The organism is Chelatococcus sp. KU-N122 (genome assembly GCF_055391085.1).
Window position 1 is genome coordinate 5,706,293 of the sequence record NZ_AP043981.1, and the last position, 25,808, is coordinate 5,732,100.

25 protein-coding genes are annotated in these 25,808 nt (G+C 69.5%); 16 read left to right on the forward strand and 9 right to left on the reverse strand.

Annotated elements, in window-relative coordinates; all coding sequences use genetic code 11:
• Window positions 1-49 precede the first annotated feature (49 nt).
• From ACZ5PO_RS25690 to queF, 3 genes are all read right to left on the reverse strand, one after another.
• Window positions 50-625, reverse strand: coding sequence for a TetR/AcrR family transcriptional regulator (locus ACZ5PO_RS25690; protein WP_464184855.1), 576 nt, complete (start codon window positions 623-625; stop codon window positions 50-52).
• Window positions 626-638: 13 nt separating this feature from the next.
• Window positions 639-1,097 (reverse strand): nuclear transport factor 2 family protein, encoded by a 459-nt coding sequence (locus ACZ5PO_RS25695; protein ID WP_464184856.1) that lies wholly within the window; start codon window positions 1,095-1,097, stop codon window positions 639-641.
• A gap of 116 nt (window positions 1,098-1,213) precedes the next feature.
• Window positions 1,214-1,675 carry a preQ(1) synthase gene (gene queF / locus ACZ5PO_RS25700; RefSeq protein ID WP_464184858.1) on the reverse strand — a complete coding sequence of 154 codons (462 nt, stop codon included), beginning with the start codon at window positions 1,673-1,675 and terminating at the stop codon, window positions 1,214-1,216.
• 174 nt (window positions 1,676-1,849) lie between these two features.
• Here queF and eno point away from each other — a divergent pair, with 174 nt between their 5' ends.
• The 5 genes from eno (at window position 1,850) to ACZ5PO_RS25725 (ending at window position 7,002) form a co-directional block, all read left to right on the forward strand.
• Window positions 1,850-3,142: a phosphopyruvate hydratase gene (eno, locus tag ACZ5PO_RS25705; protein WP_464184860.1), complete on the forward strand. Its 1,293-nt coding sequence runs from the start codon at window positions 1,850-1,852 to the stop codon at window positions 3,140-3,142.
• A gap of 184 nt (window positions 3,143-3,326) precedes the next feature.
• Window positions 3,327-4,238 (forward strand): hypothetical protein, encoded by a 912-nt coding sequence (locus ACZ5PO_RS25710; RefSeq protein ID WP_464184862.1) that lies wholly within the window; start codon window positions 3,327-3,329, stop codon window positions 4,236-4,238.
• An 8-nt stretch (window positions 4,239-4,246) separates the two neighbouring features.
• Window positions 4,247-4,933 (forward strand): hypothetical protein, encoded by a 687-nt coding sequence (locus ACZ5PO_RS25715; RefSeq protein ID WP_464184863.1) that lies wholly within the window; start codon window positions 4,247-4,249, stop codon window positions 4,931-4,933.
• A gap of 251 nt (window positions 4,934-5,184) precedes the next feature.
• Window positions 5,185-5,967, forward strand: a complete 783-nt coding sequence (locus ACZ5PO_RS25720; protein ID WP_464184865.1) for a 3-hydroxybutyrate dehydrogenase — start codon at window positions 5,185-5,187, stop codon at window positions 5,965-5,967.
• 174 nt (window positions 5,968-6,141) lie between these two features.
• The gene (locus ACZ5PO_RS25725) at window positions 6,142-7,002 is read left to right on the forward strand and encodes an alpha/beta fold hydrolase (RefSeq protein ID WP_464184867.1); all 861 of its coding nucleotides are present in this window, start codon (window positions 6,142-6,144) and stop codon (window positions 7,000-7,002) included.
• A 10-nt stretch (window positions 7,003-7,012) separates the two neighbouring features.
• On the opposite strand, the gene ACZ5PO_RS25730 is transcribed toward ACZ5PO_RS25725, so the two are convergent.
• From ACZ5PO_RS25730 to ACZ5PO_RS25750, 5 genes are all read right to left on the reverse strand, one after another.
• A complete protein-coding gene (locus ACZ5PO_RS25730) occupies window positions 7,013-7,756 on the reverse strand; it encodes an invasion associated locus B family protein (RefSeq protein WP_464184869.1) in 744 nt (247 codons plus the stop codon).
• Between the two features lie 58 nt (window positions 7,757-7,814).
• On the reverse strand, window positions 7,815-8,972 hold the full coding sequence (gene tolA / locus ACZ5PO_RS25735) for a cell envelope integrity protein TolA (RefSeq protein WP_464184871.1): 1,158 nt from the start codon (window positions 8,970-8,972) through the stop codon (window positions 7,815-7,817).
• Window positions 8,973-9,033: 61 nt separating this feature from the next.
• Window positions 9,034-9,471, reverse strand: a complete 438-nt coding sequence (gene exbD / locus ACZ5PO_RS25740; RefSeq protein WP_464184873.1) for a TonB system transport protein ExbD — start codon at window positions 9,469-9,471, stop codon at window positions 9,034-9,036.
• A 4-nt stretch (window positions 9,472-9,475) separates the two neighbouring features.
• A complete protein-coding gene (exbB, locus tag ACZ5PO_RS25745; protein WP_464184875.1) occupies window positions 9,476-10,522 on the reverse strand; it encodes a tonB-system energizer ExbB in 1,047 nt (348 codons plus the stop codon).
• A gap of 399 nt (window positions 10,523-10,921) precedes the next feature.
• Complete coding sequence (locus ACZ5PO_RS25750) at window positions 10,922-11,902, reverse strand: aldo/keto reductase (protein ID WP_464184877.1); 981 nt, start codon at window positions 11,900-11,902, stop codon at window positions 10,922-10,924.
• Between the two features lie 412 nt (window positions 11,903-12,314).
• Between ACZ5PO_RS25750 and ACZ5PO_RS25755 the strand changes: the two genes are divergently transcribed.
• The 5 genes from ACZ5PO_RS25755 to ACZ5PO_RS25775 are packed head-to-tail and all read left to right on the forward strand — an operon-like array spanning window position 12,315 to window position 19,010.
• A complete protein-coding gene (locus ACZ5PO_RS25755) occupies window positions 12,315-13,667 on the forward strand; it encodes a tetratricopeptide repeat protein (RefSeq protein ID WP_464184879.1) in 1,353 nt (450 codons plus the stop codon).
• A 7-nt stretch (window positions 13,668-13,674) separates the two neighbouring features.
• Window positions 13,675-15,636: a FecR family protein gene (locus ACZ5PO_RS25760; protein WP_464184881.1), complete on the forward strand. Its 1,962-nt coding sequence runs from the start codon at window positions 13,675-13,677 to the stop codon at window positions 15,634-15,636.
• Window positions 15,633-16,166: a HupA family protein gene (locus tag ACZ5PO_RS25765; RefSeq protein ID WP_464184883.1), complete on the forward strand. Its 534-nt coding sequence runs from the start codon at window positions 15,633-15,635 to the stop codon at window positions 16,164-16,166. The genes ACZ5PO_RS25760 and ACZ5PO_RS25765 overlap by 4 nt, the downstream gene beginning before the upstream one ends.
• A 33-nt stretch (window positions 16,167-16,199) precedes the next feature.
• Complete coding sequence (locus tag ACZ5PO_RS25770; RefSeq protein ID WP_464184884.1) at window positions 16,200-17,762, forward strand: Na+/H+ antiporter; 1,563 nt, start codon at window positions 16,200-16,202, stop codon at window positions 17,760-17,762.
• A 9-nt stretch (window positions 17,763-17,771) separates the two neighbouring features.
• The gene (locus ACZ5PO_RS25775) at window positions 17,772-19,010 is read left to right on the forward strand and encodes a flavin monoamine oxidase family protein (RefSeq protein ID WP_464184886.1); all 1,239 of its coding nucleotides are present in this window, start codon (window positions 17,772-17,774) and stop codon (window positions 19,008-19,010) included.
• A 65-nt stretch (window positions 19,011-19,075) separates the two neighbouring features.
• On the opposite strand, the gene ACZ5PO_RS25780 is transcribed toward ACZ5PO_RS25775, so the two are convergent.
• Window positions 19,076-20,227 carry an acyl-CoA dehydrogenase family protein gene (locus ACZ5PO_RS25780; RefSeq protein ID WP_464184887.1) on the reverse strand — a complete coding sequence of 384 codons (1,152 nt, stop codon included), beginning with the start codon at window positions 20,225-20,227 and terminating at the stop codon, window positions 19,076-19,078.
• Between the two features lie 112 nt (window positions 20,228-20,339).
• Here ACZ5PO_RS25780 and ACZ5PO_RS25785 point away from each other — a divergent pair, with 112 nt between their 5' ends.
• From ACZ5PO_RS25785 to ACZ5PO_RS25810, 6 genes are all read left to right on the forward strand, one after another.
• Window positions 20,340-21,329 (forward strand): NAD(P)H-dependent flavin oxidoreductase, encoded by a 990-nt coding sequence (locus ACZ5PO_RS25785; protein WP_464184889.1) that lies wholly within the window; start codon window positions 20,340-20,342, stop codon window positions 21,327-21,329.
• A complete protein-coding gene (locus tag ACZ5PO_RS25790; RefSeq protein WP_464184890.1) occupies window positions 21,326-22,015 on the forward strand; it encodes a TetR/AcrR family transcriptional regulator in 690 nt (229 codons plus the stop codon). Before ACZ5PO_RS25785 ends, ACZ5PO_RS25790 begins: the two co-directional genes overlap by 4 nt.
• A gap of 134 nt (window positions 22,016-22,149) precedes the next feature.
• Window positions 22,150-22,656 (forward strand): hypothetical protein, encoded by a 507-nt coding sequence (locus ACZ5PO_RS25795; RefSeq protein ID WP_464184891.1) that lies wholly within the window; start codon window positions 22,150-22,152, stop codon window positions 22,654-22,656.
• Between the two features lie 204 nt (window positions 22,657-22,860).
• Entirely contained in the window at window positions 22,861-23,712 is an 852-nt protein-coding gene (locus tag ACZ5PO_RS25800; RefSeq protein ID WP_464184893.1) for an ABC transporter ATP-binding protein, read from the forward strand.
• Window positions 23,709-24,518, forward strand: a complete 810-nt coding sequence (locus tag ACZ5PO_RS25805) for an ABC transporter permease (RefSeq protein WP_464184894.1) — start codon at window positions 23,709-23,711, stop codon at window positions 24,516-24,518. The genes ACZ5PO_RS25800 and ACZ5PO_RS25805 overlap by 4 nt, the downstream gene beginning before the upstream one ends.
• A 14-nt stretch (window positions 24,519-24,532) precedes the next feature.
• Window positions 24,533-25,558 (forward strand): ABC transporter substrate-binding protein, encoded by a 1,026-nt coding sequence (locus ACZ5PO_RS25810; protein ID WP_464184895.1) that lies wholly within the window; start codon window positions 24,533-24,535, stop codon window positions 25,556-25,558.
• The last annotated feature ends 250 nt before the right edge of the window (window positions 25,559-25,808 follow it).

A 25,808-nucleotide genomic window follows, 5' to 3' on the forward strand; every position in this document is an offset into this window, starting at 1 on the left:
CCCTTAGTTTCCGGGCTTCGCAGCCCGCGCCTGGTTGATGCGCTGACGTTCACCCGATCGGCGCGCCGAGCGCCGCATCGACGCGCTGCCTGAGCTGGTCCAGCGTCCGCCCGAAGATGCGGTTGTCGTTGAGCGCGCGGGCCAGGGTCAGTGCCCCCTGGACGGCGACCACCGTCTCCTCGGCGAGCCGCTCGGCGCCTGCCGGCTCCGTCCCGCCCCGGACCAGGGCGTCACGCAGGGCTGCGATCCAGCGCCGGAAATAGTCCCGGATGGGCGCCGCAAAGCGGTCGCGCGTCTCGTCCAAGGCGAAGGCTCCGACGAGGCAGACGCGGCGGCCGGAGCGGAAGTAGGCATCCACGGATGTCCACATCCGCGCGACCGCCAGCCGCGGCTCGTCCCGCTCCAGCGGCTCGAACACCTCACGGACGAACCAGGCGTCGACGTAGGCGAGGACCTGGGCCGCCATCTCGTCCTTGCCGCCCGGGAAGAAGTGGTAGAGGCTGCCCTTCGACAGCTTCGTCCGCGCCGTGATGGCGCTCATCGAGGCGCCCTCGTAGCCGAGTTCCCGGAAGACCTCGGCGACGAGGGGGACCACATCCGCTTTCTCGAAGACGATCCGCGCCATCGCGACCGCTCAATCACAGGCCGAGATCGGACAGGCCGGGGTGATCGTCCGGGCGCCGGCCGAGCGGCCAGTGGAACTTGCGGTCCTCGGGCTTGATCGGCAGGTCGTTGATGGAGGCGAAGCGGCGCTGCATCAGGCCGTCGGCCGCGAATTCCCAGTTCTCGTTGCCGTAGGAGCGAAACCACTGGCCGCTGTCGTCGTGCCATTCGTAGGCGAAGCGTACAGCGATGCGATTGCCGTCGAAGGCCCACAGCTCCTTGATCAGCCGGTAGTCCAGCTCCTTGGCCCACTTGCGGGTCAGGAACGCGACGATCTGTTGGCGCCCGACCGGGAACTCGGCGCGGTTCCGCCACCGGCTGTCCTCGGTATAGACGAGCGCCACGCGCTGCGGGTCGCGGCTGTTCCAGCCGTCCTCCGCCATGCGGACCTTTGCGATCGCGGTCTCCCGCGTGAAGGGAGGGACCAGAGCCATCCTGCGTCTCCGTGTTGAACCGATCTTTCCACAGTAGACCGATCGGTTTAGATAGGCAAGATGCGCCGTGGCGGGGGCGCCCGGCGGCCCCTATCCAATGACTCCGACGGGAGGATCTAGCCGCGAGCCCGGTAAGGGGCGACCCCCTGGTCCGGCAGCCAGACGGACTTGGGCAGCTCGCCGCTCTGCCAGAAGACGTCGATGGGGATGCCGCCGCGCGGGTACCAGTAGCCGCCGATGCGCAGGAACCGGGGCTCGAGCAGTTCGGCCAGCCGCCTGCCGATCGCCACGGTGCAATCCTCGTGGAAGGCGCCGTGGTTGCGGAAGGCGTGGAGATAGAGCTTCAGCGACTTGGATTCGACCAGCCAGCGGTCGGGCACGTAGTCGATGACCAGGATGGCGAAGTCGGGCTGGCCCGTGACCGGGCAGATCGAGGTGAACTCCGGCGCCGTGAAGCGGGCGACGTAGTCGGTGTCCGCGTGCGGGTTGGGCACGCGGTCGAGCACGGCGGCCTCGGGCGTGGCTGGGATGGCGCTGCCCTGGCCGAGGTGGTGGAGGTGTGGGGTGGGATCGCTCATTCGCGTCATCTAATGCGTCGGCCACCCGGCGCGCCAGTGGTGTTCGTGCAAGGTGAACGGGCCGCGCCGTCTTGCCAGCGAGGCCGCTAGCGGTCAAAACCGCGCCAGCGCTTCCCCGCGCAGCGGGGAGGCTGCCCGCCTGTCCGTACGACCATCGCACTGGAGCCACCGTCCATGACCGCCATCGTCGACATCCTCGCCCGCGAGATTCTCGACAGCCGAGGCAACCCGACCGTGGAGGTCGATGTGGTGCTGGACGACGGCTCCAAGGGCCGCGCCGCCGTGCCGTCCGGCGCCTCGACGGGCGCGCACGAGGCGGTCGAGCTGCGCGACGGCGACAAGTCGCGCTACGGCGGCAAGGGGGTCCTCAAGGCGGTCGACGCGGTCAACCGAGACATCTTCGACGCCATCGGCGGCCTGGACGCCGAGGACCAGATCAAGATCGACGAGATCATGATCGACCTCGACGGCACGGCCAACAAGAGCAAGCTCGGCGCCAATGCCATTCTCGGCGTCTCGCTCGCCGTCGCCAAGGCGGCGGCCGAGGCCACCGGCCTGCCGCTCTACCGTTACGTCGGTGGGCCGACGGCGCGGGTGTTGCCCGTGCCGATGATGAACATCGTCAACGGCGGCGCGCACGCCGACAATCCCATCGACTTCCAGGAATTCATGGTGATGCCCGTCGGCGCCGAGACGCTGGCGGACGCGGTGCGCGCCGGGGCGGAGGTGTTCCATCGGCTCAAGGAAGCGCTCAAGGCCGCCGGCCAGAACACCAACGTCGGCGACGAGGGCGGTTTTGCGCCGAACCTGCCGTCCGCCGAGGCCGCGCTTGACTTCGTCGTGAAGGCCATCGAGAGCGCCGGCTACAAGCCGGGCGACGACATGATGATCGCGCTGGACTGCGCCGCCACCGAGTTCTTCAAGGACGGCGCCTACGTCTACGAAGGCGAGGGCACGACGCGCAGCGGCGAGGCGCAGGCGCAGTACCTGGCCAAGCTGGTCGCCGACTATCCGATCGCGTCCATCGAGGACGGCATGGCCGAGGACGATTGGGATGGCTGGCGGGCGCTGACCGAGCTCGTCGGCAACCGCTGCCAGCTCGTCGGCGACGACCTCTTCGTCACCAATGTGGCGCGCCTCGCCGACGGCATCGGCCGCGGCGTGGCCAATTCGATCCTGGTCAAGGTGAACCAGATCGGCACCCTGACCGAGACGCTCGCGGCCGTCGACATGGCGCAACGCGCCGCCTACACGGCGGTGATGTCGCACCGCTCCGGCGAGACCGAGGATGCGACCATCGCCGACCTCGCGGTGGCCACCAATTGCGGGCAGATCAAGACCGGCTCGCTCGCCCGCTCGGACCGCACGGCCAAGTACAACCAGCTGATCCGCATCGAGGAGGAGCTCGGCGGCCAGGCGGTCTATGCCGGCCGGTCGGCGCTCAAGGCGCTGCGGCACAAGGGCTGACCGTCCGGTCGCCCTCGGCATTCGGCAGAACGTCCACGGCGCCGGTCGGTTTTCGCCGCATGCGCCGGGGCAGCCTGCCGCAGGCCGTGGCCGACCGACAGCGCGCCATGGGCGAGCGGGCTCGCGTTGACACGCGGGCCTGCGCCGGTCACCTCTTACGCATTCCGGCGACCCAAGTGGGCTCATGTTCTATCTTATTGCTGCGGCCTTCATCGCGCTGCTCGCGTGGCGTCTGGCGGTCGCCCCCGAATGGCAGGAGGCGATCGCGCAGGGCGTTGCCGGCGTGGCCAAACCGCTGCTCGTGCCGCTTGTCGATCTGATCAACAAGCCCTCGTTCGTCTACGTCGTCTCGACCGTCATCGTGCTCTCGGCGATCGGCGTCTGCATCTACTACTGGCTGCGCGTCGCCCGGCCGGAGCTGCGGCGCCTGCGCCGTCTGGAGGGGGAGGTCCGATCGCTCGAAGGGCCGCAGCAGCGGGGCCACGACGGCATCGACGCGCTGGCGGAGCTCGGGCGGGTCATGGGCCACGCGACCGCCTTCGGACCGAGCTGGGCGGCGTATCAGAGCGAGGCACGCCGGGCCGGACGCATTCCCGCGGCACCCTATGCGCCGCTGGCCTTGCAGGATCTCGGGGCGATCGAGGGCACGCGCGGCGGCCTGATGCAGGCACTCCCGGGCTACTATACCTCGGCCGGCTTGGTCCTGACCTTCGTGGGGCTCGTCGTGGCGCTCTATTTCGCCGGCAAGGGCTTCCAGTCGGGCGATGTCGGCGAGGCCCGCGACGCTATCCTGCGCCTGCTCAATGCGTCGTCGTTCAAGTTCCTCATCTCCGTGGCGGCGCTGTCCAGCGCCCTCCTGCTCAGCCTCGTGGCCAACCTGAGTCATTCCGCCGTTCGTCGCGCAGCGCGGCGGGCGATCGAGGCAGCGGATCAGCATCTGGATGCGCTCCGCGCGACCCAGGCGCCGCCGGAGCGCGAACGGACCGTCGCTGACGTGGTCGAGCGGCTCGACGCGCTCATCGCGAGTGTCCAGGCCCTGACGGATCGATTGGTCGCCCAGCCGCCCGGTTCACGCCATCCGCTCGACGCGGCCTAGGCGGCCACATGGAGAAGGTCGACTACAAGCCCTTTCTCGATCTGTTCGTCGGCGTGCTCTTCGTCTTTCTGATTCTGATCAGCGCCCAGATGTTCTTCATCCGGCATGGCGACGAGGCCGAGCGGCAGCAGGACACCGCCACGGTGGTCGCCCGGACGTGGCGCCAGCAACTGAACGGCTTCCTCGAGCACGTAGCGGGCCGGATGCGCCAGGCCAGCCTGACGGTTCAGGTCGACCCCGGGAATACCTCGCTGGTCATGCCGCTCGACCAGGTCGTGCGCGCCGATGCCGATGGCCGGCCGGTCGTCGACGACGGCCGCATGGCAGCCGTGGCGGCGGCTCTGGCGGAGGGATTGAGTTGCCTTCCCGGTGCGACAAAGCGCCCGCCACCGGCCGCGTGCCCGGATGCGGCCCTGCTGAAGCTGGATCGCCTCTCACCGAAGGTCAGCCTCGCCGGGACGCCGGCCGCCGCCACTCTGCCGGCCGATCGCTTCGGCCGCCTGCTGTCCGCCGTGTTGACGGCCGCGCTGCTGCGGCAGGCCCCGCAGCTCCTCGCCGCCGAAGGCGGCGCGGGCCTGCCCGCCTTTCGCGGCGACGACGACCCTCTCGTCGCGGCGCAGGTGAAGGGGGACGGTCTGGCGGGAGACCTCGCGCTCAGATTCCTGTTTCAGCCGCCGGTCGGCCACGCGCCGTAGGGCCGTCGCCGGGCGACGCACTTTGGGGCGGCCCCACGCTTCCCAGCGCCCGATGAACAGGCTAAAGCGCTGACGGCGGCGGCGAAGACCGCCCGCGCAAAAAAGCCCTGATCCATCGCGTATTCAGCAGTACGCCGGCCTTGTTGGAAAGCCGGCTCACGTCCGCGCGCGAACGGCTTCACTCAATTGTCGCGCGCCTCGTCTTATCTCGTTGCACCCCCACCGCTTTCAGCAAGTTACGGGAGACGACAATGTCCAAATTCGACGGAAAGGTCGCGATCATCACCGGCGCGGCGAGCGGCATCGGCAAGGAGATCGCTCTGCGCTTCGCGGCCCAGGGCGGCATCCCGGTGATCGCGGATCTGAACCTGGAGGCCGCCGACGCGACGGCGCAGGAGATCAAGGGCAAGGGCAGCGACGCCTTCGCCGTGGCCATGAACGTCGTCGACGAGGCGGCGGTCGAGAAGGGCGTGGCCGACACCGTGCAGAAGTACGGCAAGGTCGACATCCTGGTCAGCAACGCCGGCATCCAGATCGTCAAGCCGGTGGTCGATTTCCCCTTTGCGGACTGGAAGAAGCTGCTGTCGATCCATCTCGATGGCGCCTTCCTCACCACCAAGTACTGCCTGAAGCACATGTACGCCGCGAAGTCCGGCTCGATCGTCTACATGGGCTCGGTCCATTCCAAGGAGGCCTCCAAGCTCAAGGCGCCCTACGTCACCGCCAAGCACGGGCTGATCGGCCTCTGCAAGGTCGTCGCCAAGGAAGGCGCCGAATTCAACGTGCGGGCCAACGTCGTCTGTCCCGGCTTCGTGCGCACGCCGCTCGTCGACAAGCAGATCCCCGAGCAGGCCAAGGAGCTCGGCATCTCCGAACAGGAGGTGATCAAGAACGTCATGCTGAAGGACACCGTCGACGGCGAGTTCACGACCACTGACGACGTCGCCGACGCGGTGCTGTTCTTCGCCGGCATGGAGACCAACGCGCTCACCGGCCAGTCGCTGGTCGTGAGCCATGGGTGGTTCATGCAGTAATCGTCCGCCGGATGCAGGGAGGCGGGTGGGCCCGCCTCCCTGCAATGGCGCGTCCATGAGCCACGCTTCTATGGAGGTTCGGCTGACGAAGCTGTAAGCATCGAACAGCCACGAGTCCGTCGTTCGCGCCGACTTCGACCGACGCCGACACGCTTGTGAGCGATGGAGCTGCTCATGTCGTTTCGATCGAAAGTCCGGCGCGGGGTTGGAGCGATCGTCGTCGTGATGGCCCTGGCCGGTCCGCCTCTCGTCGCCGGCTCCGCCGCCGCCGATCCGGTCAAGACCATCGTCATGGTCCACGGCGCCTTCGCCGACGGCTCCAGCTGGCACAAGGTGATTCCGCTGCTGCAGGCGAAGGGCTACACGGTGGTCGCCGTGCAGAGCCCGCTGAACTCGCTCAGCGCCGACGTTGCGGCGACGGATCGGGCGATCGCGCTGCAGACGGGCCCGGTCCTCCTCGTCGGTCACTCCTGGGGCGGAACGGTCATCACCGAAGCGGGCGGCGACGACAAGGTGGCGGGCCTCGTCTATGTCGCCGCGATGGCCAACGATGGCGGCCAGTCGTTCATCGACCGCACCAAGGGGTATCCCAAGCCGCCGGGCGTGGAGAGCATGCGGACCGACAGCTCCGGCTTCGTCAGCCTGACGCCGGAGGGCTTCGCGCGAGATTTCGCCCCCGACCTGCCCGCTGCCGAGGCGGCCGAGCTGGCCGCGGTGCAAGGCCCGATTTTCGGCAAGTGCTTCGAGGAGCGCGTCACCAACGCGGCCTGGAAATCGAAGCCCTCCTGGTACATCGTCGCCAAGAACGACCGCATGCTGGATCCCGGCCTGCAGGCGTTCCTCGCCAAGGAAATCAAGGCCAGGACGACCGAGCTCGACACCAGCCACGTGCCGATGCTGTCGGAGCCGGAGAAGGTTGTGGCGGTGATCGAGCAGGCCGCCGAGGAGGCCGGCGCGGCCATCGCGGCCAAGCAGGCCGATGCAGCCAAACCGGCGGATGCAGCCAAGCAGCCGGAGGCGGCCAAGCCGCAGTGACGACGGCCGCTCAGCTCGTCCACAGCTCCGTCATCCGCGCCATCGCGTCGTTGAAGCCCTGCAGGGGCGCCGAGAACGTCACGGGCTCGCTCTGGCCGGGCTTGGTGGCGATGACTACGAGCGCCTTGGATTTCTTCATGGCGTCGGTGGCGACGGTCGGGAAGCTGATCGGCACCAGGCAGCCGGTGGAGATGCAGGTCGAATAGGTCGCGCCGCGGCCCAGATCGGTCTCGTCGAGCTTGAGCTTGATGCCGGGCTCCAGGTTGACGCCGAACGGCAGCAGGATCGTACCGGGCGTCTGCCCCTCCCGCGTCGGCAGGAACTCGATGGCGAACACCCGGCGGCCGGTCGCCGGATCGCCCTGGGCCTGCGATAGCGTGCAGCCCTTGCGGCCTTGCACGACCCGGCATTCGACCGTCCAGTCGCCGTAGGTCTCGGAAATCATGCTGGCGCCGCGGGGCAGCGTGGTCGTCGCCGCCGGTGTTGGCGCGGCGGCGGCGGCAGCTGGCGGCACGGGCGCCGGCTTGGCGGCAGCCGGCTTGGCCGGTGCAGGTCTGGCCGGTGCGGGCTTGGCCGGCACAGGTCTGGCTTGCGGCTTGGCCGGTGCCTCCGCGTCCTCGGGCGCGGACTGCGCAAACGTCGGTGGCGCGCCGATCGGGCTGATCGCGAGGCCCGCGGACACGATCGCAAGCGCCACGAGTCTTGCGCGTGCCGCCGGCGGGCTGGCCTTGGAACGGAAGCGGATGGCTGTCATGGGCTCGGTCACAGGAGGCATGCCGGATAATTGTCGATGATCGGGGATCGGGTGGCCGTCAATTGAAACGAATAGGCACGCTGACGGTGGAACCGCCGGACGGCGGCCTGGGAACGGGGCTCGAGCGGCGCACCATGGCGACGGCCTCGGCATCGATGCGCGGATTGCCGGACGAGCGCACCAGCCCGGCGCTGACGACCTGACCCGATGCGGACACGCTGAACGACACGACGGCGGTGCCGACGAGGCCAGGTTGCGGTCGCTTGTAGCGGCTGATGTGCGCGAAGAGCGCGCTTCGCCAGGCGCCGAGCGACATCCCCGACGACGCTGCCGCTCGTTGGCCCGCCGCCGCCCGGGCCGCGGCGGCGTGCGCGGCAGCCGCCCGCGCCTGGGCGAGGGCACGACCGCGCGCTTCGGCCTGGGCTGCGGCGCGGGCTGCCGCCTGCGCATTGGCCCGGGCGCGCTCGGCGGCCTCGGCGCGCGCCGCTCTGGCGCGCTCGACCGCGATGGCACGCGCTTCGGACTGAGCCCTGGCGTGTGCCCGTCGCGCCGCTTCGGCCCGCGCTTCCTCGCGCGCCTCGGCCTGTTGCTGCCGGCGCGCCTCGGCCGCGGCTCTGGCGCGGGCCTCGGCGGCGGCCTGCTGCCGGGCCTCCGCGCGCTCCTGCATCCGTTCGCGCTGGCGCTCGCGTTCGCGGGCTTCCTCGCGCGCCTCCCGCTGCGCTTCGAGCCGGGCCTGCCGCTGCCTTGCCTGGCGGGCTGCTTCGCGCTCGTCCTCTTCGTCCTCGTCGCGCTCCACGGCGCGCGGCCTGCGCTTGGGCAGAACGGCCTGGGCCTTGGCCTGTACCTCCGGCGCGGTGACCTTGGGTTGTGCCGGCGGCTGCATCGCAGGCAAGGGCTCAGGCTGAGGCGGCGCCGCCTCCGCAGGGGGCGGTGGAGGCGGCGGCGGCTCGGCGCTGGCCTGCTGCTGCGGTTCAGGCGCGGGCTCCGGCGGAGGAGGAGGGGCTTCGGCGCTCGCCGGCGGAGGCGGCGGCTCGGCGGCCGGCGCAGGCGGTGGCTCCGCGGCCGCCGGCGGCGGCGCTGCTTCCGTCGGGGGCGTGGAGGGAACGGTGATCGGCGTCAGCTCGATCATGATGGCCGGCGGCGGGGTCGGCGACGGCTCCTGGGCCTTGTGCCAGTTGAGCGCGAGCCACGCGGCGCCGACGTGGGCCGCGAGCACGACCGCAGCGGCGGCCCCCAGCGGGCGGTGCCTCGCCAGGCCGGACTCGAGGCGGCCAGACTCATGGCTTGGCGCTGCCCCGCGTATCCTCCAGCCCCACCAGCGCGATCTTGAGGTAGCCGCTCTCGCGCAGAAGGTTCATGACCTTCATGATCTCGCCGTAGGACACCGACTGGTCGGCCCTGAGGAAGACGCGCTGCTCGCGGTCGCCCTGGGTGCGTTCGTCGAGGATGCCCTGGAGGCCGCCGCGCGGCACCTCGTCATTGCCGAGCGTCAGCGTCAGGTCGCTCTTCACCGACAGGAACAGCGGCTTCTCCGGCCGCGGCTGCGGTTGCGCATTGGAGACCGGCAGGTCGACTGCCACGTCGACGGTCGACAGGGGCGCGGCCACCATGAAGATGATCAGCAGCACCAGGATGACGTCGATGAACGGCGTGACGTTGATGTCCGAGACTTCGGCCAGATCCCCGTCCTGAGGCTCCTTGAGGCTCACGCCCATCGGATTACTCCGCCGCCCGTGCGAACCCGCCGGCCGTCCGCGGCCGGCGTTCCAGATCGCGCGAGAGGTGCTGCAGCACCTGCCCCGAGGCGTCGGACAGCTGAGCCCGGTAACCGGAGATGCCGCGGGCGAAGACGTTGTAGATGATCACGGCGGGGATGGCGGCCACCAGGCCGATCGCCGTGGCGAGCAGGGCTTCGGCGATGCCCGGGGCCACGACCGCGAGGTTGGTCGTCTTGGCGACCGAGATGCCGATGAACGAGTTCATGATGCCCCAGACGGTGCCGAACAGGCCGACGAAGGGAGCGGTCGATCCGATCGTCGCGAGCAGGCCCGTGCCGTGCGCCATGGCGCGGCCGGATTTGGCCTCGATGCGCGACAGGGCGATCGACACGCGCTCCTTGATGCCCTCGGCGCCGAGGTCCGCGGAGCGCTTCGACTCCTCGACGGCCGCGTTCACCAGCTCCGCAACGGGGCCGCGCCTGCCGGCGCCTCGCGCGAGCTCGTCGGCCGCCTCGGCCAGGTTCGCGGCCTGTTCCAGCCGCAGTACGGCCGTCCGGGCCCGGCGCCGGGCGGCGAGCAGCTCGAGGCCCTTCACCAGCCAGATCGTCCAGGTGACGAGCGATGCGAAGGCAAGGCCGATCATGACCGCCTTCACGATCACGTCCGCCTGCAGGAACATCTTCCACGGAGACAGGTCGTGCGGCAGCAGCGCGTTGGCGCCGGGCTGCCCGGGCTCAACCTCGGAGCCGGCCAGGGTCGGAACCGGGGGCTCGAACGCGGACGATGCGGCGGCGCCGTCGGGAGCCGCCGACGGCTGTCCCGCGGGCGTCTCCGCGGGCTTTGCAGTGGGGTCTGCTGCCGGCGGGCTCGCCTGCGCAGCTGGCGCCTGCGTGGCCGGCGGTTGCTCGGTGGCGGACGACTGCGACCAGGCCTGCGGCGGGCCGATCAGCAGCACAGCGGCGAGGACGGCCCCGGCAAGCCACGGCTGGCGAGACACGGCGACCGCGGGCGACGGTGTGGTTGAACCGAAGAGTGCCGGCACGGGCATAAGCTCCTGAAGCGGTTGCAATCCGGGCATCGAGGCCGGGGGCGCAAGCGCACGCCGAGGCTCGCCGCTCCGACCCGACGTCCGGCGCATTCCGACGCCCAGCATCGGATGCGGCGCACCTAGACGCGAACGGCATCATCCCCGGCGGCGGCGCCGACGAGATGGCGAACCCCTAGCTCCTCGAAAATCATATTGCAAACTCAATGATTTAGATCGATTCCAATATATCCGCTACGATACTCGCGCAGCAGGAGAATGCGCCTCGTGCATTGCACCGTCGCGATGGACGCCCGGCCTAGGCGGCCCCCGCGGCCCGACGCCTCCGGCCGGGGAGATAGGCCTCGGAACGCGTGTGCCTGCCCGCCGATCCTTCCTGCGGCACGGCGCGGTTGTCCCCTCTTACCGGAAGCCGACGACCGGATGGGGAGAGTAGGGGGTCTCGAGCGCCGCCATTTCCTCGGATGTGAGGTCGAGCGACAGGGCGGCCACGGCGTCGGTGAGGTGCTGCGGCTTCGATGCGCCCACGATCGGCGACGTCACGCCGCTGTGCTGAACCACCCAGGCCAGCGCGACCTGGGCCCGCGGCACGCCGCGGGCAGCCGCCACGCGGGCGACGGCATCGACGATGGCGCGGTCGGCCTCGGCCGTCTGCGTATAGAGCCGGCCGCCGAAGACGTCCGTCTGCTGGCGTTCGCTCGTCTCGTTCCAGTCGCGGGTCAGGCGCCCGCGGGCCAGGGGGCTCCAGGGCATCACCGCGATGCCCTGATCCTCGCACAGCGGCAGCATCTCCCGCTCTTCCTCGCGATTGAGCAGGTTGAGGTGGTCCTGCATGCTGACGAACTCGGTCCAGCCGTTCAGCCGGGCGGTGAACAGCGCCTTGGCGAACTGCCAGGCAAACATGGACGAGGCGCCGATGTAGAGGGCCTTGCCAGCCTTCACCACGTCGTGCAGGGCCTCCAGCGTCTCCTCGATCGGCGTGCCGTAGTCCCACCGATGGATCTGGTAGAGGTCGACATAGTCCGTGCCGAGCCGGCGGAGGCTGGCGTCGATTTCGGTCATGATCGCCTTGCGCGACAGGCCCTCGCCGTTGGGCCCCGGGCGCATGCGCCCGTGCACCTTGGTGGCCAGCACGACGTCGTCGCGTCTGGCGAATTCCTTGATGGCTCGTCCGACGAACTCTTCGGACGTGCCATCCGAATAGACGTTGGCCGTGTCGAGGAAGTTGATGCCGAGCTCGAGGGCCTGGCGGATGAGCGGCCGGCTCTGGTCCTCGGGCAGGGTCCAGGGATGGGTGCCGCGCAAGGGCTCGCCGAAGCTCATGCAGCCGAGGCAGACGCGCGAGACCTCGAGGCCGGTGGAGCCGAACTTCACGTATTCCATGGCATTCTCCCCGTGTGCGCCGCTATCCGGCCACAGGCGGTGCGGCCGCGCCAGCGCCCGCGGAACATTCCCATGCGCGCCGCGCGCATGCATGCATCCCGTGCGGATGGCTTCATCGCATCGTGGCAGGGTTGATGCGGCGCCTGTGGCGCTCCTGCAACGCAAAGTCGAACTCTGCGCGCGCGAGCGACCATATGCCGCCTGCGCCATTGACTCTTCAAGTCGCTGCCGACGTCATGGCCAGCGGGGAACAGAAGAGGAGCGCGGTGGCGATGGGCGCTCTTTTTTAGCAGGAATCTGCTACCGTTTGAGTCGGGGGCAGCAGGCGGGGGCAGGGGTGCATCGTTCCGGGCAGTCAGGCGCTGAAGTGGGCGGCGCGGCAGATCGCACTTGCGGCGCCGTACGGCCGCCTGTGCGTAGCTTTGCGCGTCTGCGGCGCTGGTCGGCCGTGCTGGCGGGGCTGCTCGCGCTGGCGCTGGGAAGCGCCGCCGTCGCCCAGGACGATACCCAGGCTCTGAAGCAGGAATACGGTATCCTATTCGCCCAGACGCTGCGCAATCCGGCCGATCTCGACGCGTCGTTCCGGTTTGCGGAGGTCGCCTCCAAGCTCGGCGACTACGAGGCGGCGATCGGCGCGCTGGAGCGCATGCTCTTCTACAATCCGAATCTGCCGCGCGTGCGCCTCGAGCTCGGCATCCTCTACATGAAGCTCGGCTCGTTCGAGATGGCCAAGAGCTATCTCACGACGGCGGTCAGCGCCCCCGACGTGCCGCCTGACGTGCGGGACCGGCTCAACACCTTCCTGCTGGAGGTGGACCGTCGGCTCGAGGTGAACCAGTTCTCGTTCTTCGCGCAGACGGGCCTGCGCTACCAGACGAACGCCAACGCATCGCCCTCGACCATGCTGGTGAAGGCGCTGGGGCAGGACGCTTTTCTCGATCGCCAGTATGCCCGGAAGCCGGACTGGAACAGCTTCGCGCTCGGCGGCTTCCGCTGGGTGGCGGATCTCGGCACGCAGCGCGGCGACACCTGGGAGACGAACGTCTATTTCTATGCGGCGCGCCAGTTCGATCTGGGACGCTTCAATCTGGCCCTCGCCGAGATCCAATCCGGCCCGCGCCTGCCCGTCGCGCCCGATACGCTTCCCGGCCTGACGTTCCGACCTTATGGCATTGCCAACGTCGTCTCGCTCGCCAACGCGCCCTACCAGACGACCGGGGGCGTCGGCGCCGCGCTCAACTGGCGGCTCGCAGGCGTGGATCTGGAAGCGAGCGTCGAATGGCGCGATCGCAACTACCGCAATTCGCGGACCTATCCGCTGTCGTCCGAGCAGAGCGGCGATCTGGTGCTCGCTGCGTTCTCCACGGCGGGCGTGCTGGCGCCGAACTGGCGCTGGCAGACGCGGGCGTTCTACGGCAATGCCGACGCCAAGGCCAACTACAACGCCTACCAGCAGGGCGGCTTCGAGGTGCTGCTGCCTTATGAATTCGATGTGGAAGTGGCCTCGTGGAGCTACGCCAAGCGCTGGACGCTGACCCCGTCGTTCGGCTTCGCCTACACGGAGTATGACGCGCCGAACTGGCTGATCGATCCCTATCGCGCGCGGGTCGACAAGGAGTGGCGGGTCGGCGCCATTCTCGACATGCCGATCAACAATTGGCTCGGCCTCGGCCTGCAGGTGTCCTACCTGCGCGACGTCTCCAACATCCCCAACTACTCGCTCAGGGACTTCGTGGTCTCGGGCGGGCCGACGTTCCGTTTTTGAGGGCGCCATGGAAGAGCTCGCCAGGCCCCGACCGATCCGCTCCTTCGCCCGCCTCTGCCGCGGCGCGACCTCGTCGCTGGCCATCGTCGCCGCCCTGTTCACGGGGGCAGGCCCCGCGCACGCGGAACGGGTGGTGGGCAAGGCAGGGGCGGTCAATCCGGCGGTCAAGAGCGGCACGCGCGTCATCGAGCTCGGCCAGGACATCATCTTCAAGCAGCGCGTGCAGACCTCGGCGCAGGGCACGGCGCAGCTGCTGTTCATCGACAAGACCACGCTCAACGTCGGCCCCAACAGCAACCTGATCATCGACGAATTCGTCTTCAATCCGGCCAGTGGATCCGGCCATATGGCGGCGACCCTCGGCAAGGGGGCGCTCAGGTTCGTCGGCGGGCAGACGAGCCATACGGACGGAGCGACGATCAGGACGCCGGTCGCCACGATCGGCATCCGCGGCGGCGTCGCCAATCTCGAGTACGATCCGGCCACGCGTTGGTTCCGCGTCATCAACATGTTCGGGCGGCTGACGGTGACCACCGCCACCGGGACGCAGACCATCTCACGACCGGGCTTCGCCATCAGCGGGACCGCGGGTTCGGCCAGCTCCCCCACGCGCGTGACTGCGACCGAGATGGCCGAGGCCACGGCGGCGCTGACCAGTGGCCCGGGACAGTCCGGAGGCGCCAAGAAGCAACCGACGGAGACCGCCGCCTCCGCGCTGGGCTTCGGTCGTGCCAACGCCGGGACGATCCCCGGCGACGTGCGGCCACCCAACCAGCCGCAGCCGGTTCCGCGCGTGGCCACGCAGTTCAAGACGGGCGACAACCCGCTGCTGCAGGCCATCACCAACATCTTCCAGCAGGCGGGCACGCAGCAGCAGGAGCTGGCCGCCGAGCAGTTCGCCGCGCAGCAGAATCGACCGAGCCCACCGCCGCCTCCGGGACCGACGCCGCCTCCACCGCCTGGCCCCCCGCCGCCACCTCCGCCACCGGGGCCTCCGCCTCCTCCGCCGCCACCTCCACCTCCACCGCCGCCACCTCCACCACCGCCGCCCCCGCCTCCACCACCGAGGCCGCCGCGGGCGTTTCGGATGACGATGAGCGTGGATCCGGCACTTGGCTCGGGGGCGCCGTATCTGCCGAGCGGCTTCGTCGCGGCGGGTACGTTCACGAATTCGGACGTCGTCGGCTTCGGCGGTGGCTCCGACTCCACCACATCGCGCGTCATGCAGACCGGCCTCAACATCACCGGTGCGGGCAGGAATCAGGTCTCGACGATCTACGTCATGACCGGGACGGTGAATCCCAACGAGAGCGGCACGGTCACCTACCGGGGGGTCGACGGCGGCGTTTCGGCAACCTCGCGGCGGGCCGCGAACGGGCCGATCGGCCGGGCGTCCAGCGGCCTCAGCGGTTCGGCCGTGCTCGACGCCGCCAACTTCCCGGCGTCCTTGTCGGTCACGCAGAATCCGGTCGTGAACGGCCAGGTGGTGCAGGCCCCGGCGACCTACACGTTCGACGGAACGCCCAACAACTACCAGTACAACCAACGAGGGACTCGGACGAACCCGTCCGCCGGCCTCGGCGACAATCGACCGTCGACCACGCTCGTCGGCTATGGCACGGGCCTGATGACGTCGACGGATGCGACCGGGGCGGCCACGACCTCGCCCTACCGGGGCGCCGTCGCGGTGGGCCTGGATGCGCTGACCTCGAAGGTCGCTGCCTTCATCTTCGGCTCGTCCGACAATTCCGACGTCCAGAAGAACTATCTGTTCGGCCAGGCCCAAAGCGCGGGCGATTCGAGCGTCGTCACCTACTCGAACAACAACAAGGGGACCTACGTCGACTACAACAACTTCGCGGCCCGCCGCAGCGACGCCCCGAGCGCCAGTGCCGGCACCGCGCCCGATGGCCTGTTCGTCAATTCGGAGGCGGTCAACGCCGCCCAGTTCCTCAAGGCGCAGGGGTGACCACGCCTTGCGCCTGCGACTACACGCGCTGGGGGTTCTGGTCGATCGACTCCGGCACCGCCAGCCTGACGGTGGGCCCGACGGACAAGGTGCACCTGGGCGCCTGGGTTGCCGGTGAGCCTACGGCGGTGACCGACATCCCGACCCAGGGGGTTGCGACCTACGTCGGCCATACCGTCGCGTCGATCCGCAACGGCGAAAGCGAATACGTCGCGGCTTCGAACTTCAGCAACCGTGTCGACTTCGCCCAGCGCACGGGCACGGTGACCATCGACAATCTCGACGGCTATCGCTATGGCGGCGGCGCGACGCCCAACGTGACGCTGCAGCCCGGCGTCAATCTCTTCGCCAGCATGCAGCCGCTCGTCGGCGCGCCCGTTGGGGGAACCGCCGATACAGCAGGCCCCAGCGCCGTCCTGGCGGGGCAGTTCTACAAGGGCACGGCCGGGCCCGCATCGGAAATGGGCGGCTTCCTGTCCATCACTGGCCGCAACTACATGGGCGAGGGTATCTTCGTCGGCCGTCGCTGACCCTGATCCTGCCGCGGCGGCGCGTGAGCGGCCATGGCGACATTCGAGTGGATCATCGCGTTGCTGCTGGCGGCCGGGTTGCTGGCCGTGCTGGCCCGCAGGCTCGGCGTCCCTTATCCGACCCTGCTGGCGCTCGGCGGCGCCTGCCTCGCGTTCTTGCCGCAAAGCCCGAACTGGACGCTCGAGCCTGAGCTGGCACTGGCGCTCTTCGTCGCGCCCGTCCTGCTCGATGCGGCCTTCGACACATCGACGCGCGACCTGCGCGCCAACTGGCTCCCCATCGCCGGTCTCGCCATCTGCGCCGTTGGGATCACCACGCTCGCCGTCGCGGTGGTGGCGCGGCTGCTCGTGCCGGAGATGCCGTGGGCGATCGCCGTCGCGCTCGGTGCCATTCTGGCGCCGCCCGATGCGGCAGCGGCCACGGCGGTCATGCGTCAGGTCGGCCTGCCGTACCGCCTGCTCAAGATCATCGAGGGCGAGAGCCTGCTCAACGATGCAACGGCGCTGCTGATCTATCGGCTGGCGGTCGGCGCAGCGGTGGCGCAGGGCTTCTCGGTTACGGCCGTCGCACCCGTGTTCGTGCTGGGCGTCATCGGCAGCCTGCTCGCGGGCTGGGCGCTCGGCCGGCTGCTATCGCGCGTGATCGGCCTGTTCGACGAGGCGCCGATTGCCATCATCGTCCAGTTCGCCACCACCTTTGGCGTCTGGATTCTGGCCGAGCGCGTCGGTCTCTCCGGCATCCTCACCATCGTCGTCTATGCCATCGTCCTTGCCCGCACGTCGCCGATCCGGACGCCGGCGCGGCTGCGGGTCCCGGCCTATGCTGTCTGGGAGACCGTGGTCTTCGTTCTCAACGCCTTCGCCTTCGTGCTGATCGGCATGCAGATCGGGCCGATCTGGCGGCGCCTCGATCCGTCCGAGCACGCCGCCTACGGCCTGTTTGCGCTGGCGGCGCTGGCCACGGTGGTGGCGATCCGCTTCGCCTGGGTCGCCGGCTACGGCGGCGCCATCCGCCTGAAGATCGCGCTCGCCGGGGTTCGTCCGGGGCGGCCGCGGGCGGCTCCAACCGCGCGCAACGCCCTCGTCATCTCCTGGTCCGGGATGCGGGGCATCGTCACCCTGGCAGCCGCCTTCGCCATTCCGGAGACGTTGGGCGACGGCTCACCGTTCCCCTACCGCGACCTGATTCTGCTGACCGCCTTTGTCGTCGTGCTCGGCACCCTGGTGATCCAGGGCCTGACCTTGAAGCCGCTGATCAGGGCGCTGAGGATCCGCGACGACGACCCCGTCGGCCAGGAGATTGGCCGGGCGCGAGCCGAAGCTTATCGTGCCGCGTTGGCCGCCATCGACGGGGACCATTCGATGGCGGCAAACGTGTTGCGCAAGGAGTACACGGGGCTGGTCGAGCAGGCCGACCGTCATCCGCGCGGCCTGGCGCCCGGCGAGCTGCCCGGCGACCCGCTGCGCCGGCGAGCCATCCGCGCGGCACGGCAGAGGACGTACGAGATGCGGCGGCAGGGCGAGATCGGCGACGATGCCTACCACGCCCTGGAGGAAGAGTTCGACTGGGCGGAACTGAGCGCGGAGAGCAGCTGATGGCGACCGATGGCTGAGAGCCCGACCCTCGACGTAGCCGTGATCGGCGCCGGGGCCGCCGGCCTGGCCGCGGCGCGCAGGCTCGTCGCTGCCGGCATCGATACGCTGCTGCTGGAGGCGCGCCGGCGCATCGGCGGCCGTGCCTGGACCGTGCTCCATGGGGCGACGCCGCTCGATCTCGGCTGCGGCTGGCTGCACTCGGCCGATCGCAACCCATGGACGACGATCGCCCGGGAGGCCGGCCTCACGATCGATCGCACGCCGTCGCGCTGGGGCCAGCAATACCACGGGCTCGGCTTCACGCCTGCCGAGCAGGACGAGTTCCACACGGCTGCGGCCGCTTTCTACGCGCGGCTGGAGGCGGCTGCGCAGGCCGGGACCGAGGGGCCCGCCTCGCGCCTGCTCGAGCCCGACGGCCGCTGGAATGGCCTGCTCGGCGCCATCGGTACCTACATCGACGGCGCCGAGTTCGATCGCGTCTCGATCGTCGACCACGAGCGGTATGCCGATACCGAGGTGAACTGGCGCATCCGCGAGGGCTATGGCACCGCCGTCACCGGGATCGCCCACGGCCTGCCGGTCAAGCTGGACTGCCCCGTGACCCTGGTCGACAGCCGCGGCACTGGCATTCGTCTGGTCACGCCGCAGGGCGACCTCATGGCGCGCGCCGTCGTCGTGACCGTCCCGACAAGCTTGCTGGCCGCCGAGCGCCCACGCTTCCTGCCGGCACTGCCCGACAAGCTCGCGGCCGCGCATGGCCTGCCGCTCGGCGTCGCCAACAAGCTGATGCTCCAGGTCAAGGTGCCGGAGGAGCTGCCTCAGGATGCCCATGTCTTCGGCTCGACCGATCGCGTCGGCACCGGCAGCTACCATCTGCGCCCGCTCGGCCGCCCGACGGTGGAGGGGTACTACGGCGGCGAGCTGGCCCAGGAGCTGGAGCGCGGCGGCGTCGATGCCTTCACGGCGTTCGCGCTCGACGAGCTGGCCAAGCTCTTCGGCGCAGCGATTCGCACCAAGCTGGAGCCGATCCTGGCGACCGCCTGGAGCGGCGATCCGTTCAGCCTGGGCAGCTATTCGCATGCCCTGCCGGGGCACGCGGACGACCGCCAGCGCCTCGCTGCGGATGTCGACGGGCGGATCTATTTCGCCGGGGAGGCTTGCTCACGCCACGATTATTCGACGGCTCACGGTGCGTACCGCACGGGCGTGGCGGCAGCCGAGGCCATCATTGCGGCACGGGCAGCCTGAGGGGGCCGCTGGGCACCATTTCAGACGGCGCGCCCTACGGTGTCGGAGCCCGTCGGGACGGTGCCTCACAGCTGGCCGGCGTCGGTCGGCAGGCCCATGAGCACCCGCCCGGTGAGTTCGTAGGTGGGCGGGGCAACCATGAAGTGCTGCGTCGCTACATGCGCATCGCGAAAGCGGCGCTGGAGCGGCGAGGACAGGAACACCGACGAGCCACCGCCCAGGTCGTACATGCTGCCCGCCACCTCGGCTGCGGTGCGCGCCGCATGGGTGGCCGCCAGCCGCAGCGACACGCGAAGGCGCAGGTCCACGTCGCCGGTCTGCCGGGCCATATCCCAGGCTTCGGCGACGGACTCGTAGAGGAACGCGCGCGCGGACCTGAGGCTCGCCTCCGCCGCGGCCAGGGCGGCCTGCGCGGTGCTCCGCTCGGCCAGTGTGCGCCGCGAGCCCTGCGGCCGCTTGCCGCCGGCGAGCTCGACGAGGTCGTCGATAGCTGCGCGGGCATTGCCGAGGGCGACCGCCGCGATGCCCAGGGCCAGAAGGCCGAACACCGGGAAGGCGTAGAGCGGGCCGGGCGCGATGGGCCGATCGCTCCCGTAGGACACGGAGCGTGCCCGCGGGACACGCACACCCGAGACCACCATTTCGCCCGAGCCCGTGCCGCACAGTCCCGACACGTGCCAGGTGTCGTTCAGCGTGGCTGACGCTGCCGGGAAGATCAGCTTGCGGTCGTCGGGCATGCCGTTGGCCAGCTGCCGCGGCGAGCCGTTCTCCATCACGATGCTGCCGCCGATCAGCCAGCGGCAGTTGGCCGAGCCCGAAGCCCAAGGCCACCGGCCACTGAGCACATAGTCGTCGCCGTCGACCACCGCGCGGCCCATCGGCGCGAACACGCCGCCCACGATCGCGTCGGCGGGGCCGAAGATCTCGCGCGCCAGCTCGATCGGCAGATAGGCGGCGTTGAGGCCCGACGTCGCGCCGATCATCAGGCACCAGCCGACGGACGCGTCGGCGGCGGCGGTGGCCTCGATGGCCTGCAGCAGAAGCGCCGGCTCGAGCTCCAGGCCACCGACCTCCCGCGGCACGGCCATGCGAAACAGGCCGGCGCGGGCCAGCGATTGCGCGAGGTCGGCCGGCAGGCACCGCGCCTGCTCGATCTCCGCCGCGCGAGTCCGGATCGTCGGCGCGAGCACGCGGATTTCGGCCAGGACGTCGGTCATTGCCGTGCCTCCTTCGCTGATCGATATAAATGAGGCTAGCTCATGAATAATAATCTTGTCCATGTTCACATGGAAAAATAAAGTGAGCGAACCTCATTTCGTGGAATAAGACATGCGCCGGCCCTTTCCTCACCACCTGCGGCTGCCGGTCTGGGCGGCGCCCATGTTCCTGGTCTCCGGGCCTGATCTCGTGATCGCGGCGTGCCGTGCCGGCGTCATCGGCAGTTTCCCGACGCCGAACTGCCGCAGCACGGACGAGCTCGACGGCTGGATGAGCGACATCACCGACCGGCTGGCCGAGGCGCAGCCGCGCGACGGCACGAGAACCGTGGCGCCCTGGGCTGCCAATCTGGTGACCCACTCGACCAATGCGCGGCTGGCGGCGGATCTCGCATTGGTCGCCCGCCACAAGCCGCCGATCGTGATCACGGCGCTCGGCTCGCCCGCGCCGGCGATCGACATCGTGCATGCTTATGGCGGTCTGGTGGTCGCCGACGTGCCGAGCCTGAAGCTCGCCCGCAAGGCGGCGGACGCCGGCGCCGATGGTCTCGCCTGCATCTCGGCCGGCGCGGGCGGCCATACCGGGCACCTGTCACCGTTCGCCTTCGTCTCGGCCGTGCGCGAGTTCTTCGACGGCTGGCTCGTCCTCGGCGGCGGCATTGCCGACGGAGCCGGCATCGCCGGCGCGCTCGCTGCCGGCGCCGATTTCGTCTACATGGGCACCCGTTTCCTGGCCGCGGCCGAAAGCCTCGCGGCGCCCGCCTACAAGCAGATGGTGGTGGACTGCGGGCCCGACGATCTCGTCGTCAGCGCCGCGGTCACCGGTACGGCGGCCTCGTGGCTCAAGCCGAGCCTCGACGCCTGCGGCATCGACCTGGACGCCAGCGTGACGCGGAACTATTCGTCGCTCGGCTCCCCGCACAAGCGCTGGCGCGACACCTGGGCGGCCGGGCAGGGCCTGCACAAGGTGCGCGCGGTCGAGCCGGTGGCCGCCATCGTCGACGCCCTGGAGCGGGACTATGCGGCGGCGCTGGCCCGCTTCGAGCGCCTGACGCGGCATCGCGCGGCTTGGGACCAGCCGCCCCGCGAGACGAGCCCATGAGGAAGCCTCAGTCTCGTATCGACGCCGGTGAGCCGGAGGGGCGGCGCGGCGAGCGGCGCGCCGACATTCTGCGCGCAGCGCGCCGGCTGTTCGGCGCCCGCGGCTACGGCAAGACGACGATGGCCGACATAGCCCAGGCGACCGGCGTCGCCGAGGGCACGGTCTATCTCTATTTTGCCGGCAAGCAGGACCTCGTCACGGCCGTAGCCGCCGACTGGTTTCAGGAGATCGCGCAGGTCACCGAGCGCGAAGCAGCAGCCATTCACGATCTCGCCGACCGCATCCACTTCCTGATCCAACGCCACCTCGACGTCATCGTCGGCAACCCTGATCTCTACGTGACGCTGGTGCGGGAAGTGCGCGCCGTCGAGGGTTATCGCGAGTCCCTGGGCCGCGAGGTCAACAGGCGCTACACGGGGCTCATGCGCGATGCGCTCGAGCAGGCGGCAGAGGCCGGCATGCTCGCCGGCGACCTCGGGCCGGGCACCCTGCGCGACCTCGTCTACGGTGGCATCGAGCACGTCGCCTGGGCGGCCATCGTGCGCGGCGAGACGGCGACGCTCGATACGGCCGGCCTCGCACGAGGCATCGCCGCCACTTTCTTCCGCGGCTTCGGCCTCAGGCTGCCGGAGCAGCCCACGCTCGAGACGCGGCTGCGCCGGATCGAGGCGGAGCTCGGCTTGTGAGAGCATCCGCCGGCTGACCGTGTTTGCAGGCCGAAGCCTCATAGTCCTTTGTTGCTGCTGCTCCGTCACGGTAAATCCATGTTCACAGCCGCTGAGTTAGTCGAAACTATTTGAATTGCTTCGCGGTGATTGCAATGGCATCGAGCGATTTTTGGGCCTGGACTATGTTGTTCGGCGCATTCCAGGGTCCGCCGACGGCCGTTGAGCCCTTTCATCAAGAGCAGGCACAATTTGCCGCGGCGATCGAGAATTCGTCCACGTCGCCTTCGTTCGTGTTCGTCACGATCATCGATGGACGGACGAAGGCAGCTCGGAGCGGCTGTCTGCCCGCGCCGCTGCTCATGGGGGCCATCCGCGTGGAGCGTGGCCTCGACGACGGTACGGCGTCCGAGGCGGTGGTGAGACGCGAAGCGCTCTCCAATCCGACGCATGTGTTCACATTCCGCGACCCGGGAGCGCTGGCGAAGGTCGATGTCGGATCCGACGGGACGTACAAGTTGGCGTATGCGAGCGCGTGCCGTTTGATCCAGGCGGGCTTGCCTGCCTATCAGGCGGATTGGACGGGAGGGATCCGCATAGGCCAGCCCGGTGAGCCGACACCGCTCCCACGTCTCATCGGCATCGATCGTGCATTGAACTAACGCGGCAACAAGGACTGACCGCTTGGGCGCCAGCTGCGCGCTCATCGACGTCATTCATGACCGCTCACGGCCGCCTGAGTCTTGCAGCGAGCCGTCTCGCATCGGCCGGCGTCCTTGACAGCCGACGAGGCCCCTTCTTTATCGCCGGGGTAGGCGCTGACGTTACGACAGAGCGGACTAAGCCGCAGGCGTGCCGGAGGAAACATGGGTGTGATCGCCGCGCAGGCCCCGCCCGGGGCGGCGCTCACGGGGGCTGCGGTCACGCTTGCCGGGCTGCGCATCGCCTTCCCAGCACCGCGCCGCGGCGCGCCCGCCTTCACCGCCGTCGACGAGGTCGACCTCGAGGTCGGTCCCGGCGAGTTCGTCGCCATCGTCGGCCCCACGGGCTGTGGCAAATCCACCCTGCTCAATGCGGCCGCCGGGCTGCTGGTGCCAAGCGCCGGCCGCGTCGCCATCTTCGGCGAGCCCCTTGCCGGGCTGAACCGCAAGGCCGGCTACCTGTTCCAGGCCGATGCCCTGCTGCCGTGGCAGACCGCCCTCGACAACGTCGCCGTCGGCCTCAAGGTGGCGGGCATCCCGGCCGGCGAGGCGCGTGCCCGCGCCCGGGCCTGGCTCGATCGCGTCGGGCTCGCCGCCTTCGCCGAGCGCTATCCGCACATGCTGTCAGGCGGCCAGCGCAAGCGCGTCGGGCTCGCCCAGGTGCTGATCCGCGACCCCGAGATCCTGCTCATGGACGAGCCGTTCGGGCCCCTCGACGCTCAGACCCGGCAGATCATGGGCAATCTGCTGCTCGAGCTGTGGAGCGCTCAGCGCAAGGCCGTCCTGTTCGTGACGCACGACCTGGAGGAGGCGATCGCGCTGGCCGACCGCGTCGTCATCATGGGGGCCGGCCCGGCCTCGCGCATCATCGGCGAATGGCGGGTGGAGCTGCCGCGCCCGCGCGATATCGCCGAGGTGCGCCTGGAGCCGGCCTTCCACGGGCTCTACCGCGACATCTGGTCGACGCTGCGCGACGAGGTGGCGAAGACCTATGCCCGGGCGGAGGTCCCGGCATGACGCGGCCGAAGCTGCTCGCGCTGCAGGTCGCCGTCGCCGTGGTGCTGATCGCCATCTGGCACCTCGGCGCCACCGTGCGGATTCCCGCCGGCATCGTCTCCGACAGGGCCTTCTACGCGCTCGATCCGTTCTTCTTCTCCACGCCGCTCGCCGTCTTCGAGCGCACCTGGCGCGACTTCGCCAGCGGCGTCATCTGGTATCATCTGGGCGTCACGCTGCTGGAGACCGTGCTCGCCTTCGTCATCGGCGCGGCGGCCGGCGTGCTGATCGGCTTCTGGTTCGCCCGCCAGCGCACCGTCGCCGCCGTGTTCGACCCCTACGTGAAGGCGGCCAACGCCTTGCCGCGCGTCGTGCTGGCGCCGATCTTCGCGCTGTGGCTCGGCCTCGGCATCTGGTCGAAGGTGGCGCTGGGCGTCACGCTGGTGTTCTTCATCGTCTTCTTCAACGTCTACCAGGGCGTGAAGGAGGTGAGCCCCACCGTGCTTGCCAACGCGCGCATGCTCGGCATGAGCGAGCGCCAGCTGCTGCGCCACGTCTATTGGCCGTCGGCGCTCACCTGGGTGTTCTCGTCGCTGCACACGGCGGTGGGGTTCGCCCTGGTCGGCGCGGTCGTCGGCGAATACCTCGGCTCGGCCGCCGGCCTCGGCTACCGCATCCAGCAGGCCGAGGGGGTGTTCGATGTCGCCGGCGTCTTTTCCGGCATGCTGGTGCTCGCCGTGTTCGTCATCATCATCGACGCCGGCGTCAGCGCCATCGAGAACCGGCTGCTGGTGTGGCGGCCGGCACCCGCCATCGAGCGGCCATGACAGGGAGGCCCCCCATGAGATTTTTCGCGAAAGCCGCCGCGCTGAGCATCCTCGGCATGCTCGCCCTGGCGACGCCCGGGCTGGCGCAGCAGGCGGAAAAGCCCAGCCTGACCCTCGGGGTCGGCGGCAAGCCGCTGCTCTACTACCTGCCCCTGACCATCGCCGAGCGCAACGGCTACTTCAAGGACGAGGGGCTCACCGTCACCATCAACGATTTCGGTGGCGGCGCCAAATCGCTGCAGGCGCTGATCGGCGGCTCGATCGACGTGGTGACCGGCGCCTACGAGCACACCATCCGCATGCAGGCCAAGGGGCAGCGCATCGTCTCGGTGATCGAGCTCGGGCGCTATCCCGGCATCGTGCTGGCCGTGCGCAAGGACAAGGCCGCGCAATACAAGAGCATCGCCGACCTGAAGGGCGCCAAGATCGGCGTGACGGCGCCCGGCTCGTCGACCAATTTCTTCGTCGACTTCCTGCTCGCCAAGAACGGCCTCAAGCCACAGGACGTCGCCTTCGTCGGCGTCGGCGGCGGCATCTCGGCCGTGGCGCAGATGACCCACGGGCAGATCGACGCCATCTCCAACCTGGACCCGGTCATCACCAAGCTGGAGAGCGACGGCGCCGTGACGGTGCTGGCCGACAGCCGCACGGAGGAGGGCAACGCCAGGATCTTCGGCGGCTCCAATCCGGCCGCGGTGCTCTACATGAAGAGCGACTTCGTCGAGGCCAACCCGGTGACCACCCAGAAGCTGGTCAACGCCTTCTACCGGGCGCTGAAATGGCTGCACACCGCCAGCCCCGAGGACGTGGCCAAGGTGGTGCCCGAGGACTACCTGCTGGGTGACCGGGCGCTCTACATCGCCGCGGTAAAGGCGTCGAAGCCGACCTATTCGGTGACCGGGATCGTCTCCGAGGCGGGCATGAAGAACGCGCTCGGCATGCTCACAGCCTTCGACCCGGAGTTGGCGGGCGCCACGATCGACCTGCCACGGACTTTCGACGGCCGCTTCGTGGCCAAGGCGGCGGAGGCGGCGAAGTAGGTGTGTAGAGACCCCGACGGTCGCATCGTCCGCGGTCGTGAGGGAAGGTGGGCTGGTGTCGGCACGCAGCGGCTTGAACGGGATCGAGCGCCGCGTACGGCCTGAGGCCATCTAGCGGGACGATGGTCTCGGGACGGGCTCGGGCGGCTCACGGGGTCTGGAGCTGACGATAGGTCTGCCCCCTGAATGCGAAAGGGCCGGCATCGAGTCTCGCTCAATGCCAGCCCTAGATCCGATCCGCAGGGCTAGC

Bases quoted from the DNA above. Each gene is read 5' to 3' on its own strand.
- ACZ5PO_RS25780 (WP_464184887.1), bottom strand. From the start codon at position 20,227: ATGACCGACGTCCTGGCCGAAATCCGCGTGCTCGCGCCGACGATCCGG.
- exbD (WP_464184873.1), bottom strand. From the start codon at position 9,471: ATGGGCGTGAGCCTCAAGGAGCCTCAGGACGGGGATCTGGCCGAAGTC.
- ACZ5PO_RS25785 (WP_464184889.1), top strand. From the start codon at position 20,340: ATGCGCCGGCCCTTTCCTCACCACCTGCGGCTGCCGGTCTGGGCGGCG.
- ACZ5PO_RS25695 (WP_464184856.1), bottom strand. From the start codon at position 1,097: ATGGCTCTGGTCCCTCCCTTCACGCGGGAGACCGCGATCGCAAAGGTC.
- ACZ5PO_RS25805 (WP_464184894.1), top strand. From the start codon at position 23,709: ATGACGCGGCCGAAGCTGCTCGCGCTGCAGGTCGCCGTCGCCGTGGTG.
- queF (WP_464184858.1), bottom strand. From the start codon at position 1,675: ATGAGCGATCCCACCCCACACCTCCACCACCTCGGCCAGGGCAGCGCC.
- ACZ5PO_RS25760 (WP_464184881.1), top strand. From the start codon at position 13,675: ATGGAAGAGCTCGCCAGGCCCCGACCGATCCGCTCCTTCGCCCGCCTC.
- ACZ5PO_RS25750 (WP_464184877.1), bottom strand. From the start codon at position 11,902: ATGGAATACGTGAAGTTCGGCTCCACCGGCCTCGAGGTCTCGCGCGTC.
- ACZ5PO_RS25730 (WP_464184869.1), bottom strand. From the start codon at position 7,756: ATGACAGCCATCCGCTTCCGTTCCAAGGCCAGCCCGCCGGCGGCACGC.
- exbB (WP_464184875.1), bottom strand. From the start codon at position 10,522: ATGCCCGTGCCGGCACTCTTCGGTTCAACCACACCGTCGCCCGCGGTC.
- ACZ5PO_RS25810 (WP_464184895.1), top strand. From the start codon at position 24,533: ATGAGATTTTTCGCGAAAGCCGCCGCGCTGAGCATCCTCGGCATGCTC.
- ACZ5PO_RS25800 (WP_464184893.1), top strand. From the start codon at position 22,861: ATGGGTGTGATCGCCGCGCAGGCCCCGCCCGGGGCGGCGCTCACGGGG.
- eno (WP_464184860.1), top strand. From the start codon at position 1,850: ATGACCGCCATCGTCGACATCCTCGCCCGCGAGATTCTCGACAGCCGA.
- ACZ5PO_RS25690 (WP_464184855.1), bottom strand. From the start codon at position 625: ATGGCGCGGATCGTCTTCGAGAAAGCGGATGTGGTCCCCCTCGTCGCC.
- ACZ5PO_RS25770 (WP_464184884.1), top strand. From the start codon at position 16,200: ATGGCGACATTCGAGTGGATCATCGCGTTGCTGCTGGCGGCCGGGTTG.
- ACZ5PO_RS25795 (WP_464184891.1), top strand. From the start codon at position 22,150: ATGGCATCGAGCGATTTTTGGGCCTGGACTATGTTGTTCGGCGCATTC.
- ACZ5PO_RS25790 (WP_464184890.1), top strand. From the start codon at position 21,326: ATGAGGAAGCCTCAGTCTCGTATCGACGCCGGTGAGCCGGAGGGGCGG.
- ACZ5PO_RS25725 (WP_464184867.1), top strand. From the start codon at position 6,142: ATGTCGTTTCGATCGAAAGTCCGGCGCGGGGTTGGAGCGATCGTCGTC.
- ACZ5PO_RS25775 (WP_464184886.1), top strand. From the start codon at position 17,772: ATGGCTGAGAGCCCGACCCTCGACGTAGCCGTGATCGGCGCCGGGGCC.
- ACZ5PO_RS25720 (WP_464184865.1), top strand. From the start codon at position 5,185: ATGTCCAAATTCGACGGAAAGGTCGCGATCATCACCGGCGCGGCGAGC.
- ACZ5PO_RS25710 (WP_464184862.1), top strand. From the start codon at position 3,327: ATGTTCTATCTTATTGCTGCGGCCTTCATCGCGCTGCTCGCGTGGCGT.
- ACZ5PO_RS25715 (WP_464184863.1), top strand. From the start codon at position 4,247: ATGGAGAAGGTCGACTACAAGCCCTTTCTCGATCTGTTCGTCGGCGTG.